This is a genomic window from Janthinobacterium sp. JC611, assembly GCF_018682595.1.
GTDB lineage: Bacteria > Pseudomonadota > Gammaproteobacteria > Burkholderiales > Burkholderiaceae_D > Janthinobacterium.
On record NZ_JAFLJN010000081.1, the window covers coordinates 72183 to 86421 of the forward strand.

Annotated in this window: 13 protein-coding genes; 5 read left to right on the forward strand and 8 right to left on the reverse strand. The window is 64.2% G+C overall.

Going from position 1 to position 14239, the window contains the following annotated elements:
• Positions 1 to 3: 3 nt before the first annotated feature.
• Positions 4 to 894, reverse strand: a complete 891-nt coding sequence (locus J0O65_RS25780; RefSeq protein WP_215409981.1) for a YicC/YloC family endoribonuclease — start codon at positions 892 to 894, stop codon at positions 4 to 6.
• Between the two features lie 301 nt (positions 895 to 1195).
• Between J0O65_RS25780 and rph the strand changes: the two genes are divergently transcribed.
• The 3 genes from rph to hemW all read left to right on the forward strand — a co-directional run bounded on the left by rph (position 1196) and on the right by hemW (position 3930).
• Positions 1196 to 1924: a ribonuclease PH gene (gene rph / locus J0O65_RS25785; protein ID WP_070259333.1), complete on the forward strand. Its 729-nt coding sequence runs from the start codon at positions 1196 to 1198 to the stop codon at positions 1922 to 1924.
• 138 nt (positions 1925 to 2062) lie between these two features.
• Positions 2063 to 2647, forward strand: a complete 585-nt coding sequence (rdgB, locus tag J0O65_RS25790) for an RdgB/HAM1 family non-canonical purine NTP pyrophosphatase (RefSeq protein WP_034787064.1) — start codon at positions 2063 to 2065, stop codon at positions 2645 to 2647.
• On the forward strand, positions 2644 to 3930 hold the full coding sequence (gene hemW, locus J0O65_RS25795) for a radical SAM family heme chaperone HemW (protein ID WP_215409982.1): 1287 nt from the start codon (positions 2644 to 2646) through the stop codon (positions 3928 to 3930). Before rdgB ends, hemW begins: the two co-directional genes overlap by 4 nt.
• Here the strand turns inward: hemW and J0O65_RS25800 are convergent.
• From J0O65_RS25800 to J0O65_RS25810, 3 genes are all read right to left on the reverse strand, one after another.
• Positions 3927 to 5114 carry a tetratricopeptide repeat protein gene (locus J0O65_RS25800; RefSeq protein ID WP_215409983.1) on the reverse strand — a complete coding sequence of 396 codons (1188 nt, stop codon included), beginning with the start codon at positions 5112 to 5114 and terminating at the stop codon, positions 3927 to 3929. The genes hemW and J0O65_RS25800 overlap by 4 nt on opposite strands.
• Positions 5115 to 5244: 130 nt before the next feature.
• Positions 5245 to 6963, reverse strand: coding sequence for a methyl-accepting chemotaxis protein (locus J0O65_RS25805; RefSeq protein ID WP_215409984.1), 1719 nt, complete (start codon positions 6961 to 6963; stop codon positions 5245 to 5247).
• 122 nt (positions 6964 to 7085) lie between these two features.
• On the reverse strand, positions 7086 to 8159 hold the full coding sequence (locus tag J0O65_RS25810) for a patatin-like phospholipase family protein (protein ID WP_215409985.1): 1074 nt from the start codon (positions 8157 to 8159) through the stop codon (positions 7086 to 7088).
• 203 nt (positions 8160 to 8362) lie between these two features.
• Here J0O65_RS25810 and J0O65_RS25815 point away from each other — a divergent pair, with 203 nt between their 5' ends.
• The gene (locus J0O65_RS25815) at positions 8363 to 9220 is read left to right on the forward strand and encodes a hypothetical protein (RefSeq protein ID WP_215409986.1); all 858 of its coding nucleotides are present in this window, start codon (positions 8363 to 8365) and stop codon (positions 9218 to 9220) included.
• Between the two features lie 67 nt (positions 9221 to 9287).
• On the opposite strand, the gene tal is transcribed toward J0O65_RS25815, so the two are convergent.
• The 4 genes from tal to J0O65_RS25835 all read right to left on the reverse strand — a co-directional run bounded on the left by tal (position 9288) and on the right by J0O65_RS25835 (position 13151).
• Positions 9288 to 10223: a transaldolase gene (gene tal / locus J0O65_RS25820; protein ID WP_152254633.1), complete on the reverse strand. Its 936-nt coding sequence runs from the start codon at positions 10221 to 10223 to the stop codon at positions 9288 to 9290.
• Positions 10224 to 10301: 78 nt separating this feature from the next.
• On the reverse strand, positions 10302 to 11156 hold the full coding sequence (locus tag J0O65_RS25825; RefSeq protein WP_071075885.1) for an SIS domain-containing protein: 855 nt from the start codon (positions 11154 to 11156) through the stop codon (positions 10302 to 10304).
• A gap of 87 nt (positions 11157 to 11243) precedes the next feature.
• Positions 11244 to 12716 carry a glucose-6-phosphate dehydrogenase gene (gene zwf, locus J0O65_RS25830; RefSeq protein WP_034750861.1) on the reverse strand — a complete coding sequence of 491 codons (1473 nt, stop codon included), beginning with the start codon at positions 12714 to 12716 and terminating at the stop codon, positions 11244 to 11246.
• A 135-nt stretch (positions 12717 to 12851) separates the two neighbouring features.
• Positions 12852 to 13151: a hypothetical protein gene (locus J0O65_RS25835; RefSeq protein WP_215409987.1), complete on the reverse strand. Its 300-nt coding sequence runs from the start codon at positions 13149 to 13151 to the stop codon at positions 12852 to 12854.
• Positions 13152 to 13278: 127 nt separating this feature from the next.
• On the opposite strand from J0O65_RS25835, the gene J0O65_RS25840 reads away from it, so the two are divergent.
• Positions 13279 to 14232, forward strand: coding sequence for a chemotaxis protein (locus J0O65_RS25840; protein WP_070281275.1), 954 nt, complete (start codon positions 13279 to 13281; stop codon positions 14230 to 14232).
• Positions 14233 to 14239 lie beyond the last annotated feature (7 nt).

The following is a 14239-nucleotide window of genomic DNA, read 5'->3' on the forward strand; positions in this document are numbered from 1 at the left end:
CGCTTATTCCAGGTTCTGCACTTGTTCGCGCATCTGCTCGATCAGCAGCTTCAAGTCCATCGAGGCGTCGGCCAGTTCCTTGACGGACGCCTTGGCGCCCAGCGTGTTGGCTTCGCGGTTCAGTTCCTGCATCATGAAATCGAGGCGCTTGCCCACTTGCCCGCCCTTGGTGAGGATGTGGCGCGTTTCGCCCAGGTGGGCCGACAGGCGCGCCAGTTCTTCCGACACGTCGATGCGGATGCCGTACAGGATGACTTCCTGGCGGATGCGCTCCATGGCGTCCTGGCGCGACAGGGCCGAATTCGAGCCCTGGCTGGCCAGGCCCAGCGCATCCTGCATGCGCTCGATGGCTTTTTGCTGGAAGGCCGCCACCACTTGCGGAATCAGGGGCGTGATGCGCTTGACGATGGCTTCCATCGCTTCGATGCGCGACACCAGCACCGCTTCGAGCGCCGCGCCTTCGCGCTTGCGGCTGTCGACGAAGGCGGCCACGGTGCGTTTGGTCAGCGCGCTCACGTCCGCCTGCAAGGATTCTTGCCCCACTTGCGCCTCTTCGATGACGCCAGGCCAGCGCAGCAGTTCGGCCACCGTCATGACGGGGGCGGAGACAAAATGCTGGCCCACTTCGTTTTGCAGGCGCGCCAGTTCGGTCAGCAGCGGCAGGTTCAGGGCCTGCGTGCCGTTTGTGGCGGCCTTGCGGCCAAAGCTCAGGCGTACCTCGACTTTGCCGCGCGTGATGGCGGACATGACGGCGGCGCGCAAGTCGGGCTCCAGGGTTCGCAGATCGTCGTTGATCCGGAATTGCAGGTCGAGAAAGCGCGAGTTGACGCTCTTGATTTCAATTGTCAGTGTGCCTGCAGCACCTTCGCTGGTGGCAACCGCGTAGCCTGTCATGCTTGAAATGCTCAAAGGATTCCCCGATTTGATCTTGTATACAGTCACTTATACACTTAATCAGCCAGCGCAGGCAAGACCGCCCGCGCCGCAAAACAGGACCGAAGTGCTCGATGGCCTGAAAATTGCTGAATAGTGTGCGTTTTACGGCATTGTAAAGAAAATTGTGTTTGGCGGGGCAGGATTGTAGGGATCATGTGTGCGCCGCCTGCCGTTGCGTCCCGCGCTGTTGCATGACTGCAAATAGACGGGCGCGCGGTGGTAAAATCGCTGCCGCAACCCCAATCACACAGGACACCCCATGACATTTGAATCCCGCCCGAGCGGCCGCGCCGTCGACGCGCTGCGCGCCATCCGCATCACCCGCCAGTACACCAAGCATGCCGAAGGCTCGGTGCTGATCGAGTGCGGCGACACCAAGGTCATCTGCACCGCCAGCATCGAAGACAAGGTGCCGGGTTTCCTGAAAGGCAAGGGCCAGGGCTGGTTGACGGCCGAGTACGGCATGCTGCCACGCTCGACGCACACGCGCATGGACCGCGAAGCGGCGCGCGGCAAGCAGTCCGGCCGCACCCAGGAAATCCAGCGCCTGATCGGCCGCTCGCTGCGCGCCGCCTTCGATCTGCAGGCCTTCGGCGAACGCACGCTGCACCTCGATTGCGACGTGATCCAGGCCGATGGCGGCACGCGCACGGCCTCGATCACGGGCGCCATGGTGGCCGCGTATGACGCGTTTTCCCAGTTGCAGGCACGCGGCGCGATCGCCGCCATTCCCGTGAAAAGCTTTGTCGCCGCCATCTCGGTGGGCGTCTACCAGGGCATGCCGGTGCTGGACCTGGACTACGTGGAAGACTCGGGCTGCGACACGGACATGAACGTGGTGATGACGGAAGCGGGCCACTTCATCGAAGTGCAGGGCACGGCCGAAGGCGCCGCGTTCGACCGCGCCGGCATGAACCGTTTGCTGGACCTGGCGCAGGGCGGCATCGCCGATCTGATCGCCATGCAGAAGCAGGCTTTGGGGATCTGATCTTTACACAGATTTACATCCGCTGGCCCGCCGCGCCGGACAAAAAGCCCACAGCTGCCGCTTTTTGCGGCAGCGGCAGGCCAGGGTGAGGGGAGCGCAAAAGGTTTACAATGTCGGCACTTCAACCGGACTACTGACATGACCCAACGCCTCATCCTCGCCTCGAACAACGCCGGCAAGCTCAAGGAATTCAACGAGCTGCTCTCGACCATCGGTTTTTCCGTCCATGCCCAGGGCGAGTACGCCGTGCCGGAAAGCGACGAACCGTTCCACACCTTCGTTGAAAACGCCCTGCAAAAGGCGCGCCACGCGTCGCGCCTGACGGGCTTGCCGGCGCTGGCCGACGATTCCGGCGTGTGCGTCAATGCGCTCGGCGGCGCGCCCGGCGTGTATTCGGCCCGCTATGCGGGCGAGCCGAAATCGGATGCGGCCAACAGCGCCAAGCTGATCGCCGACCTCGAGGCGCATGCCGACAAGTCCGCGTATTATTACTGCGTGCTGGTGTACGTGCGCCATGCGGACGACCCGCAGCCGGTGATCGCCGACGGCCGCTGGAATGGCGAAATGATCGCCACACCGCGCGGCAACGGCGGCTTCGGCTACGATCCGCATTTCTTCATCCCCGCGCTGGGCAAGTGCGCGGCCGAACTGACGTCCGATGAAAAGAACGCGCTGTCGCACCGTGGCCAGGCCCTGCGCGCGCTGGTGGAAAAGCTGCGATGATCCCGATCAAACTGGTGGGCGCCCTTGCCAGATCGGCCGCCAAGCCCGGCGCCAAGGCGGGAGCCGCTCCCGCGCCGCAGGAAGGCATTTCCGGCGCGGCCGGGGCGGCCCTGAAATACCTGCAGCCGGGTGCGTTGAACCTGACGGCCCTGCCGCCGCTGTCGCTGTACATCCATTTCCCGTGGTGCGTGAAGAAATGCCCGTATTGCGACTTCAATTCGCACGAGGTGCGCGGCGACTTGCCGGAAGCCGAATACCTGGCGGCCCTGCGCCTGGACCTGGAAATGGCGCTGCCGCTGATCTGGGGCCGCAAGATCCACACCATTTTCATCGGCGGCGGCACGCCCAGCCTGATGTCGGCGGCGGGGCTGGACCGGCTGATGTCGGACGTGCGCACCCTGTTGCCGCTGGAGCCCGATTGCGAAATCACCATGGAAGCCAATCCGGGCACCTTTGAAGCGGAAAAATTCAAATCCTACCGGGCCAGCGGCATCAACCGCCTGTCGATCGGCATCCAGAGTTTCAATGGCCGCCATTTGCAGGCGCTGGGGCGCATCCATGACGACCACGAAGCGCGCCGCGCGGTGGACATCGCGCACGCGCATTTCGACAACTTCAATCTCGACCTGATGTACGCGCTGCCCACGCAGACGCTGGCCGAGGCGCGGCAGGACCTGGAAACGGCGCTGTCGTTCGCGCCGCCGCACCTGTCGCTATACCACCTGACGCTCGAACCGAACACCCTGTTCGCCAAGTACCCGCCCGTGCTGCCCGACGACGACGAGAGCGCCGACATCGCCGACATGGTGGCCGCGCGCGCGGCGCAGGCGGGCTATGGCCGCTACGAAGTGTCGGCCTACGCGCAGCCGGGCCGCCAGGCGCGTCACAACCGCAACTACTGGGAATTCGGCGACTACCTGGGCATCGGCGCGGGCGCCCATTCGAAGATATCGTTCCCGCACCGCGTGCTGCGCCAGGCCCGCTACAAGCAGCCGCGCGCCTACATGGACGCGGTATTGGCTGGCAATCCCGTGCAGGAAGAGCGCGAACTGGCGCGCGAGGAAATGGGTTTTGAATTCATGCTCAATACCCTGCGCCTGACGCAGGGTTTTTCGCCGAACCTGTTCGCCGAGCGCACGGGCGTGCCCCTCAACGCCATCGAGCAGCCGCTCAATGCGGCCGAGGCGAAAGGCTTGCTGTACCGCGACCACCAACTCATCCGCCCGACGGAGCGGGGATTGTGCTTCCTGAACGACCTGCAGCAAATGTTTTTGGAAGATTAATGCGTGGTGACGGCGCGCAGGCGCTGCAGCTTGGCCGCGTACAGGCCATGGTCGCTGCGCGTGGTGCTGTTGTTCATCGCCAGTTCCAGTTGCCTGCCCGCCTGCGAGAGTTGTCCCATGCGCGCATAGGCTTGCGCCAGCCAGAAGTGGAATTCGTGGTAGTAGGGGTCGCGCGCGATCTCGCGCTGGAACAGGCGCGCCGCTTCCTGGTAGTCGGCGGCGTCCATGGCGCGCCGGCCCAGGTTGAAAAAGTGGAAGGGCGGCTCTGGCTGCAGGGCCAGCAATTTGCGCCGCAGCAGCTGCGCTTCGTCCGCGCGTCCCAGGCCGTCGAGTGCCTGCGCCAGGTTGGACAGCAGCACGGTGTTCGATGGCGAGCGTTCCTGTGCGTAAGCAAGCGTGCGCCGTGCCGGCTCGACGTCGCCGTGGCGCAGCTGGATGATGCCCAAGGTATTGAAGGCGCCCGCGAACGTGGGGTCTTGCAGGATGGCCGCGCGGGCATACCAGTAGGCTTGATCGAGCTCGCCGCTGGCCATGGTTTCGGCGGCGCGGTTGTTGAGATACATGGCCAGGATGGTCGATTCGCTGATTTGCTGCGTGCGCTGGCCGGTGAGGTCTTCGCCAGGCAGGAAGTCGATGAGCAGGATGGCGTCGGCATCGTAGCCGAGCGTATTGCTGGCGGCACGGCGTTCCAGCGCGAGATTGACGTGGCCGGCGACGAAATACATGCCGCCGCTGCGGCTCCAGCTTTCCTCTCCCAGCACCAGCTGGTAGTGCACATCGAGTCCCATTTCCTTGGCCAGCGCGGCCGTCATCAGTACCAGGGACAGGCAATTGCCGCTGCGCGCATCGAAGGCCTGTGCCGCCGTGCGCGTCATGGCGGCATCATATTCCAGCTGCAGCCCCGCCCGGTTGTGGAGGGCATCGGCGAGCGCGCGACGGGGGTTTTTGTTACGCGCCGCGCGCGCGATATCGACACGCACGTATTGCCGCATGGCGTCGCTCAAGGCAAACGCCTGCCGCGGGTCGACCGGCACGGTCGGCCTGGCAAAGCTGGCATCGTTGAACAGGTCGGGCGGAGGCGGGGTGGCGGGCGCCGTGGCGCAGCCGGCAAGGGCTGCGCACAGCAGCAAGGGGGACAGGAAGCCCAGGCGCAGATGTTCGCTGATGCCGCTGATGCATTTCATGTTCGTGCTCCCGCAGAACGATGTCAGGCGCAACACGTATTGCTGCCGGTGGAGCGCCACGCCACCTGAAGCAAGTATCCTCGCGCCCCCCGGCGCTGTCAAACCCTTTCAACTGGCGCCACCACCGGCCTCAAAACTCTTCCCAATCCTGCTCGCCGGCCACGTGCGCCTGGGGCTTGCGCGCGGTCGGCGCGCTCCTGGCCGCGATGCCCGGCTGCCTGGCGGCGGTGTTCCTGGCGGCCGGCTTGGCCAGCCGGCTGGCCGCCGGCCGCGTGCCGCGCACCGGTGGCGCGGCAGCCACGTATTCGAGCTGGAAGCCGGCCGCCACCTGCGCCAGGCGCGCGGCCTGGTCCTGCATGCTTTCGGCGGCCGCCGCCGCTTCCTCCACCAGGGCCGCATTCTGCTGCGTCACCTGGTCCATCTGCGCGATGGCCTGGTTGACCTGGTCGATGCCCATGCTTTGCTCGGCGCTGGCGGCGGTGATCTCGGCCATGATGTCGGTGACCCTGCGCACGCTGTCGACCACTTCGCCCATGGTGCTGCCGGCCTGCTGCACCAGCCGCGTGCCGTTGTTGACCTGTTCCACCGAGTCGCCGATCAGGGTCTTGATTTCGCGCGCCGCGGCGGCCGAGCGCTGCGCCAGGTTGCGCACTTCCGTGGCGACGACGGCAAAGCCGCGCCCCTGCTCGCCGGCGCGCGCCGCTTCGACGGCCGCGTTCAAGGCCAGGATGTTCGTCTGGAAGGCGATGCCGTCGATGACGCCGATGATGTCGACGATTTTCGTCGATGCCGTGTCGATGGCGCCCATGGTGTCGACCACCTGGCTGACGATGCTGCCGCCCCGTTCCGCCACGCCGGAGGCGGCCACCGCCATCTGGTTGGCCTGGCGCGCATTGTCCGCGTTCTGCTTGACGGTGCTGGTCAGTTCTTCCATCGACGACGCCGTCTCTTCCAGCGAACTGGCCTGCTGTTCCGTGCGCGCCGACAAATCCTGGTTGCCGGCGGCGATTTCGCCCGACGCCGTGGCAATCGCGTTGGTGCCCGTCTGCACTTCCGACACCACCCTGCGCAGCGCCTCGTTCATGCCGTGCAGCGCGCGCATCAGGTCGCCGATTTCATCGCTGGCAGGCGTGCCGAAATGCGTGCGCAGATCGCCGTCGGCCACCGTCTCGGCCACTTTCACGGCGGCCTGCAACGGTTGCGTGATCGAACGCGTGATCAGCCAGGCACACATGCTGCCCAGCGCCACCACCAGCACGCACAAGGTCAGCAGCAGGGTGAAGCTGCGCCCGTTGGCCGCCTCGATCGCTTGCGCCGTGGCGTCGATGGCCTGGCGCTGCTGCGCCAGCAGGGCCTTGACGTTGTTCTGGTATTTGGCGGCGGCCGGCGCGAAGCTGTCGCGGTAGGTGCTTTCCGCCTGCGCCGCGTTGCCGGCCTTGCGCGCATTCATCACCAGGGTCTTGGCATCCTGGTACTTGACGCGCTCGGCAATGGCCGCCTTGAAAATGCTTTTTTCCGCGTCGCTGTCGAGCAGCGCCTCGATCTTCTTCAGCAGTTCGCTACCCTGTTTCGTGCTGTCGGCGATGGTCTCGGCAAACACGTTCGACAGGGTTTCATCGGTGCTCCGGGCGATCATCGAGGTGCGCGCGATGGCCGAGTAAATCAGCACGTACCAGTCCGATACGAGGCGTTCCTTGGCCAGCGGTTTTTCCATCATTTGCCGGGTCGCTTCGGCGTTCACGCGGGCGCTGTACAGCGCGTACGAGGTGGAGATCACGGACAGCAGCAGCACCAGCGCGAAGCCTGCAGCCAGGCGCGTGCCGATACGAAGGTGGGAGAGGGCGTGCATGGTCGGAACTCCTGTCGCAGAGGGGATGAAGGTTGCCTGTGCGACATAGTATGCACTGATAAGTGACCAACAGGCGAGGGAAAAGCGCGCCTGTTTTTGCACCTGTTGCAGGCGCGCCCGTGCTACAGATCGCCCGCCTGGCGCAAGTCCGGCTGCTCGGCCCAGCGGGCGAAGGCGGCCGCCATGCGTTCGCTTTCCGCGATGGCGCGGCGCCAGTCGCGCATGCGCGCCGCGTGGTCTTGCCCGTAATGGGGGAAGTCGCGCCGGTCCGGCAGTTTGCCATTGGGCAGGCTGGCCACGAAGGCGGGCGAGGGCGAGACGAGGATCATGTTGTCGAGCGCGCTATCGCCGCTGGGTGCGCGGCGCCAGGGCATGGCCTTGTCCAGCCAGCCCGGCACGATGTGGTCGGCAAAATGCGGATACAGCACCAGGTCCGGTTCGCGCTGGTACGGCAGGTGCAAATGATAGTCGACCAGGCCGCCGTCCCAGTAGCGCCCGGGCGGCGCGCCGGCGATATCCTTCACGGCGTCGAGCACCAGCGGGATGGAGCCGGAGGCCAGCAGCGCGTCGCGCAGGTTGTCCTGCGCCAGCGGCACGAAATGCGCATGAAAGGAATCGAAGCGCGAGCGCAGCCAGCTGGCGCCATCGGGCCCGGCATGAAACACCGCCCGTTCCAGCGACGCGGCCAGGCGCGCGCGCGCCACGGCGTTGCCGGCGGCCGCCAGCAGGAAGCCGCGCCGGTCGCGCCATTTGCCCGGCTGCGCCAGCGCGCCGATGCCGCGCACGGCCAGTACCGACAGGCTGTGCTGCGCATGCCGCAGCAGCTGCGCATCCTGGCCATCGAGCACGGCGTCGAGCAGGGCGCGGCAGGTGCGGCTGACGTGCGCGGGGGCGGGCTTGTCGGGATAGCGCTGGCCCACGTATTCGCGCACCAGGCGGCGCTGCGCGGCCACCGGGTCGGGGAACACGGCGGCGGCCATGCGCCAGGCGCCGATCGAGGCGCCGACGAAGTGGCGCGGGCGCGGCGCCTGCGCCAGGAAGTCGCCGAACAGCCAGCAATCGAGCTGGTGCAGGATCAAGCCTTTCGGCCCGCCTGCGGCGGCAGGGACGATGGCGATGTCAAGCGCGCGCAAGCCATTGTCGGCGATGCGGGCGCGGGCGCGGCGGCCCAGGCGGATGGTGATCGGTGATTGCATGGGGTGTCGTGAGCGGCCTGTAGCCAGGTATTTTACCGCCGGCGCGGCGCCGCGACACAGATGCGCGCGCGACAGTCACATTGTTAGTATTAATAAATTTCTTTAAAGCAACTATTCCATTGAGAAATGTTGCATAATATTGGACGTTGAATTTTTGGCATGTGCCAAGGATTCCTTATGTCTTGCCTTTTTTTGGGAATTGTATGCAACTGAATCACGCTTTTGTTCTGACCCTGATCGCTGGCTCTCTCGTTGCCTGCGGCGGTGGCGGCTCGTCCTCCCCAGCCGACCCGGTAGTGGCCGTGAATCCGCCCGTGACGCCCGTGGCACCCGTTACGCCGCCCGTGGTGCCCGTCACGCCAACTGCCACCGGCGACAACACGGGCTCCGTCAGCGCCCGTTTCGTCAATGGCGACAACAGCCGTTTCGTCTTTACCTCGATCGGCTTGCAGAGCAATGGCAAGGCCAGCACGCTGGTGCAGGATACCTCCGGCGCCTTGAGCACCATCGGCAGCATCGTCCTGACGGGCAATCCGTCCGTGACGCGCGAGATCAGCGGCGATGCCGCCTTCGCGCAGGGCCGCTGGTTCAAGGGCGCGTTCAGCAATAGTTCCGGCGCCACGACCTTGACCGGCAACAATGCCAGCGCGCATTACGTCGCCTATAACGTGCTCGCCGCACTGCCAGCGAGCGGCACGTTTACCTGCGATGCGGGCACGTTCACGGCGCCAAGCTACACGGGCGGCGGCAGCGTCCCGTCGAGCGCCAACTTCGGCACGGCCAGCGGCAATGCCAGCCTGTCCTTCGATGGCTCCGGCGCCAAGGTCGCACTGACCATCGACGCCAGCGCCGGCGGCAGCACGGGCAAAGTGACGGCTACCACCACCATCGCTTCGGCGGCGTCGAGCAGCATCACCGGCAACTATCTGTCGGGCGGCACGGGCGCGCAGCTGATGCTGGGCGACGGCGGCACCGGCCGCTATCTGCTGTTGGCAGCCTACAAGGCGCAGCTGGCCAATGGCGCCAATTACCAGGGCGTAGCGACCTTCCGTTGCTCCTGATCGTCCCGGCATGAAAAAAGCGGCGCCGTGCACTGCACGGACGCCGCTTTTTTTACGCCCGTCGTGCTTAGCGCAGGGCCGCGATCATCTGTTTCAGTTTGCCGGAATCGACGCAGAAGGCGCGGATGCCTTCGGCCAGTTTTTCCGTCGCCATCGCGTCTTCATTCATCATGAAGCGGAAGGCTTCTTCATTCAGCGACATTTGCACGATGTTGGTCGATGGCGCCGCTTCGGCGCTCAGCTTGCGTTCCACCGGCGCATCGCTGTCGGCCAGCTTTTGCAGCAGGTCGGGGCTGATGGTGAGCAGGTCGCAGCCGGCCAGTTCGAGGATTTGCGAGGTGTTGCGGAAGCTCGCGCCCATCACCTCGGTCTTGTAGCCGAACTTGCGATAGTAATTGTAGATGCGGCGTACCGATTGCACGCCCGGGTCTTCCGCGCCCACGTAGTCGATGCCCGTCGATTTCTTGTACCAGTCGTAGATGCGGCCGACGAAGGGCGAAATGAGCTGCGCGCCCGCTTCGGCGCAGGCGATGGCCTGGGCCAGCGAGAACAGCAGGGTCATGTTGCAGCGGATGCCTTCCTTTTCCAGGATGGCGGCGGCGCGGATGCCTTCCCAGGTGGAGGCGATCTTGATCAGCACCCGCTCGCGTGGAATGCCGGCGTTCGAATACAGGGCGATCAGGTCGCGGCCCTTGGCGACCGTGCCTTCGGTGTCGAACGACAGGCGCGCATCGACTTCGGTGGAGACGCGGCCGGGGATGGTTTGCAGGATTTCCACGCCAAAGGCGATCAGCAGGCGGTCGATGATCTCGGCGGTGGAGGCATTCGGATGGTCGCGCACGGCCTTTTCCAGCAGCGGCTTGTATTCATCCTTTTGCACGGCCTTCAGGATCAGCGACGGATTCGTCGTCGCATCGCGCGGCGTGTAAGCCTGGATCGATTGGAAGTCGCCGGTGTCGGCCACCACGGTAGTAAATTGCTTCAGTTGTTCGAGTTGGTTCATGGCTGCACGGGAAAGAGTGAAGGGACTTGCCGGGGTATTGTACATAATCCGGCAAGTCCGCTTGTGCTCTTTATGAGCTCAGCCGATGAAGGAATCGAACTGCATGTCGAACTCCTGCAGCGCTTTCTGCGCATTCTGCATCTTCTTGCGGAACTCGGGGCCCCGTTGCAGGGCCAGGCCCACGGCCAGCACGTCGATCACCACCAGGTAGGCCAGGCGGGCGGAAATCGGGGTGTAGGGGTCGGTGTTGAAGACCAGGTCGATCGGGATCAGCACGGTCGCCAGGTCGGCCAGCGGCGTGCCCGATGGGGCCAGCACGATGACGTCGGCGCCGCCGCGGCGTGCCAGTTTCACGGAGCGGACCAGGGCGGGGCTGTTGCCGCGCTGCGAGATCGCCACCAGGCAGTCGCCGCCGCGCAGCAGGGCGGCGGCGATGCTGTGGATGTTCGGGTCGCTGTAGGCCACCGTCGGCACGCCCGAGCGGAAGAACTTGTGCTGCGCGTCGGCCGCCACGATGCCGGACGTGCCCTGGCCATAGAATTCGATCTTGCTGGCGCGCGACAGGATGTCGAGCGCGCGCTGGATCGCTTCCGGGTTCAGGTTGTTGCGCAGGTCGAGCAGGGTGTTGATCGAGCGGCTGCAGATTTTGTTCACCAGGTCGGCGGCCAGGTCGTCCTGCGCCGGCTGCTCGTTCGCGCCCGGCATGGCCAGGGCCAGGCCTTGCGCCAGTTTCAGCTTGAATTCATGCCAGCCGTCATAGCCCAGGGTGCGGCAAAAGCGCACCACGGTCGGTTCCGACACCTGCGCGCTTTTCGCCAGCGCCGTGATGTTCTGGCTGACCGTCTGGTTAGGCTGGTCAAGCACGGCCAGCGCGACCTTCTTCTCCGACTTGGAGAGCGAATCGAGCTGGGTGCGGATGGAGTCAAGCAGCATCAGGGTAGTCTTCTGGTAGGTGTTCGGGAGTGTGGGGATAATAGATAAAGGGCCTGCCCCTATGCGGACAGGCCCTTGTCTTGCCTGTTAATCTTCCGGTAAGGCTTCTTCACGCCACTGCAAGCCATCGCGGCCGATCAGGGCGCTGGCCGCCGCCGGGCCCCAGGTGCCGGCCGTGTACGGGATCGGCGCGCTGTCGTTCTGTTCCCAGTTGTCGAGAATCGGCTCGACCCATTCCCAGGCCGCTTCCAGTTCGTCGCCGCGCATGAACAGGGTCAGCTGGCCGCGCAGGACGTCGAGCAGCAATCGCTCGTAGGCATCCATGCGCGGGGTCTTGAACGATTCGCGGAAATCGAGTTCCAGTTCCGCCGGTTTCAAACGCATGCCATCGCCCGGGGTTTTCGCCATCAGGTTCATGCGCAAGCCTTCGTCCGGCTGCAAACGGATCACCAGGCAATTCGGCTGGAAGCTCGACGTCGGCTGGTTGAAGATCGAGTGCGGAATCTGCTTGAAGCGCACGACGATCTCGGCCAGGCTGTCGGCCATGCGCTTGCCCGTGCGCAGGTAGAACGGCACGCCGGCCCAGCGCCAGGTGTCGATTTCCGCCTTCAGGGCAACGAAGGTCTCGGTGCGCGAATGTTCCGGCGCATCCGGTTCGTCGCGGTAGCTCGGCACGGTGGCGCCGTCCACGTGACCGGCGCGGTACTGGCCGCGCACGATGTTTTGCGCCAGGGTGGTGGGCGTGAATTTTTTCAGCGAACGCAGCACTTGCAGTTTTTCATCGCGCACGGCATCCGGCGCGATCGAGGTCGGCGGTTCCATGGCGACGATGCACAGCAGTTGCAGCAAGTGGTTTTGCAGCATGTCGCGCAGCGCGCCCGAGGTGTCGTAGTAACCCATGCGGTTGCCCACGCCCAGCTTTTCGGCGATGGTGATCTGCACGTCGGAAATCCATTCGCGGCGCCACAGCGGTTCGAACAGGATGTTGCCGAAGCGCAGGGCAAGCAAGTTCTGCACGGTTTCCTTGCCCAGGTAATGGTCGATACGGTAGATCTGCGATTCCTGGAAGACCTTGCCCACTTCGGCATTGATCTGCTTGGCGCTGGCCAGGTCGCGGCCCAGCGGTTTTTCCAGGACCACGCGCGAGTTCGGCGTGACCAGGCCGTTGTCTTCCAGGTTGTCGCAGATGAGGGCGAACAAATGCGGCGGCGTCGCCAGGTAGTACACGCGCGTCAGGTCCGCATCGCCGCGCAGCGCTTCGACCAGCGGCGCGTACGTGGCCGCATCGCTGGCGTTGAGCGACACATACACGATGCGCGCGCAGAATTTGCTCCAGGTGGCGGCATTCAGGGTGCTGGCCTTGATGTGGGGACGCGAGTTGGTCTCCACCATCTTCAGGAAGGCATCCTGGCCGCTGTCCTGGCGGCCCACGCAGATGATGCGCGCCGTCGGCGGCAAATCGTTCGCGACGTCGCGCGCATACATCGCCGGCAACAACTTGCGCATTGCTAAATCGCCGCTGCCGCCAAACAGGACCAGGTCAAAATCGGTAAGTGCCATAAGTGAGTGTCGTCGCAAAAGTAAAAGGGCCGGAGCGGGGAGGAAACCGACCGGAAGTGCCAGTCTGTCGCTACTATCATCGGTGGTGTAAATTTACTACGTAGAACAGGCAATTGCAAGAAATTTTACTACATTTCATCCCCTGCCGTCGCCATTTTGCCCCGTATGCATGCCGGCGGCGCCGGCATGGCCATTATATGCCGTTCGCCGACGCCGGCGCAGGGTCATGCTGAGCATCGGCTGTGCAAAGCAACCATGGTTGCCAGGGAAATTTTTGATTCCCTCTGTCATCATTTGCGCTGTAGCAACAAGCAAATCAAGAAATGCTGTCAGGATCACCGTTGGCAGCGTAAAGTAGCTTTGAAGAAAGTAAAAAACCGTATAATTCAAGCTCGAATCGATAGCAACTATTGGTTGTAAGAAATTGTACGACATACACTGCACCGTTAGCGCCGGCCATGCCCCGAACCCGCCATCCGACGTCCATGCGACGTGCAGTCCGCACTGCCCGCAGCATCAGGGGCGGGCGACTTAACTTTACAAGACGGCTCAAGGGGACACAATGAATTCAATGCAGCAAGATGTCGATGAACGCACCAGCCTGACAGGCAATAACAAATTCGAACTGTTCCTGTTCAAGCTCGGCACCAGTGATCACTCGACCAGCCGCGAACTGTTCGGCATCAATGTGTTCAAAGTCCGTGAAATCATGGAAATGCCGGCCATCACGGCCGTGGCCGGTTCGCATCCGCACATGCTGGGCGTGGTCAATATCCGTGGCCAGATCGTGCCCGTGATCGACTTGCCGATGGCGGTCGGCTGCAAGAGCAATGGCTTGAAGATCCTGATGGTGACGGAATTCGCCCGTTCGACGCAGGCGTTTGCCGTGGAAGAGGTCGATGAAATCGTGCGCCTCGAATGGAACCAGGTGCTGTCGGCCGAATCGAGCGTCGGTGGCGGTCTCGTCACCAGCATCGCCCGTCTCGACGGCGACACGGACAAGACGCGCCTGGCGCAAGTGCTGGACGTGGAGCAAATCCTGCGCAACGTGCTGCCGTCGGGCGACCCCGACGTGGACGAGAACAGCATCGGCCCGCAAGTGCGCTTGCCGGCCGGCGCCGTGATCCTGGCGGCCGACGATTCCTCTCTGGCCCGCTCGCTGATCGAAAAGGGCCTCGAAGCGATGGGCGTGCCCTTCATCATGACCAAGACGGGCAAGGAAGCGTGGGAGCGCCTGCAGGCGATCTCGGCCCAGGCGGCCACGGAAGGCAAGACGGCGAAAGACAAGGTCGCGCTGGTGCTGACCGACCTGGAAATGCCGGAAATGGATGGCTTTACCCTGACGCGCAACATCAAGAACGATGGCCGCTTCGCCAACATCCCCGTGGTGATCCACTCGTCGCTGACCGGTTCGACCAACGAAGACCACGTCAAGGGTGTGGGCGCCGACGGTTATGTGGCGAAATTCGTGGCGGCCGAGCTGGCCGAGACGATCCGCAAGGTGCTGGCGCGGTAATTTCAAC

Excerpts from the sequence above, each read along its gene's own strand:
- J0O65_RS25840 (WP_070281275.1), top strand. The coding sequence starts at position 13,279 with ATGAATTCAATGCAGCAAGATGTCGATGAACGCACCAGCCTGACAGGC.
- zwf (WP_034750861.1), bottom strand. The coding sequence starts at position 12,716 with ATGGCACTTACCGATTTTGACCTGGTCCTGTTTGGCGGCAGCGGCGAT.
- tal (WP_152254633.1), bottom strand. The coding sequence starts at position 10,223 with ATGAACCAACTCGAACAACTGAAGCAATTTACTACCGTGGTGGCCGAC.
- rph (WP_070259333.1), top strand. The coding sequence starts at position 1,196 with ATGACATTTGAATCCCGCCCGAGCGGCCGCGCCGTCGACGCGCTGCGC.
- J0O65_RS25815 (WP_215409986.1), top strand. The coding sequence starts at position 8,363 with ATGCAACTGAATCACGCTTTTGTTCTGACCCTGATCGCTGGCTCTCTC.
- J0O65_RS25810 (WP_215409985.1), bottom strand. The coding sequence starts at position 8,159 with ATGCAATCACCGATCACCATCCGCCTGGGCCGCCGCGCCCGCGCCCGC.
- J0O65_RS25800 (WP_215409983.1), bottom strand. The coding sequence starts at position 5,114 with ATGAAATGCATCAGCGGCATCAGCGAACATCTGCGCCTGGGCTTCCTG.
- J0O65_RS25825 (WP_071075885.1), bottom strand. The coding sequence starts at position 11,156 with ATGCTGCTTGACTCCATCCGCACCCAGCTCGATTCGCTCTCCAAGTCG.
- J0O65_RS25780 (WP_215409981.1), bottom strand. The coding sequence starts at position 894 with ATGACAGGCTACGCGGTTGCCACCAGCGAAGGTGCTGCAGGCACACTG.
- hemW (WP_215409982.1), top strand. The coding sequence starts at position 2,644 with ATGATCCCGATCAAACTGGTGGGCGCCCTTGCCAGATCGGCCGCCAAG.
- J0O65_RS25835 (WP_215409987.1), bottom strand. The coding sequence starts at position 13,151 with ATGTCGTACAATTTCTTACAACCAATAGTTGCTATCGATTCGAGCTTG.
- rdgB (WP_034787064.1), top strand. The coding sequence starts at position 2,063 with ATGACCCAACGCCTCATCCTCGCCTCGAACAACGCCGGCAAGCTCAAG.
- J0O65_RS25805 (WP_215409984.1), bottom strand. The coding sequence starts at position 6,963 with ATGCACGCCCTCTCCCACCTTCGTATCGGCACGCGCCTGGCTGCAGGC.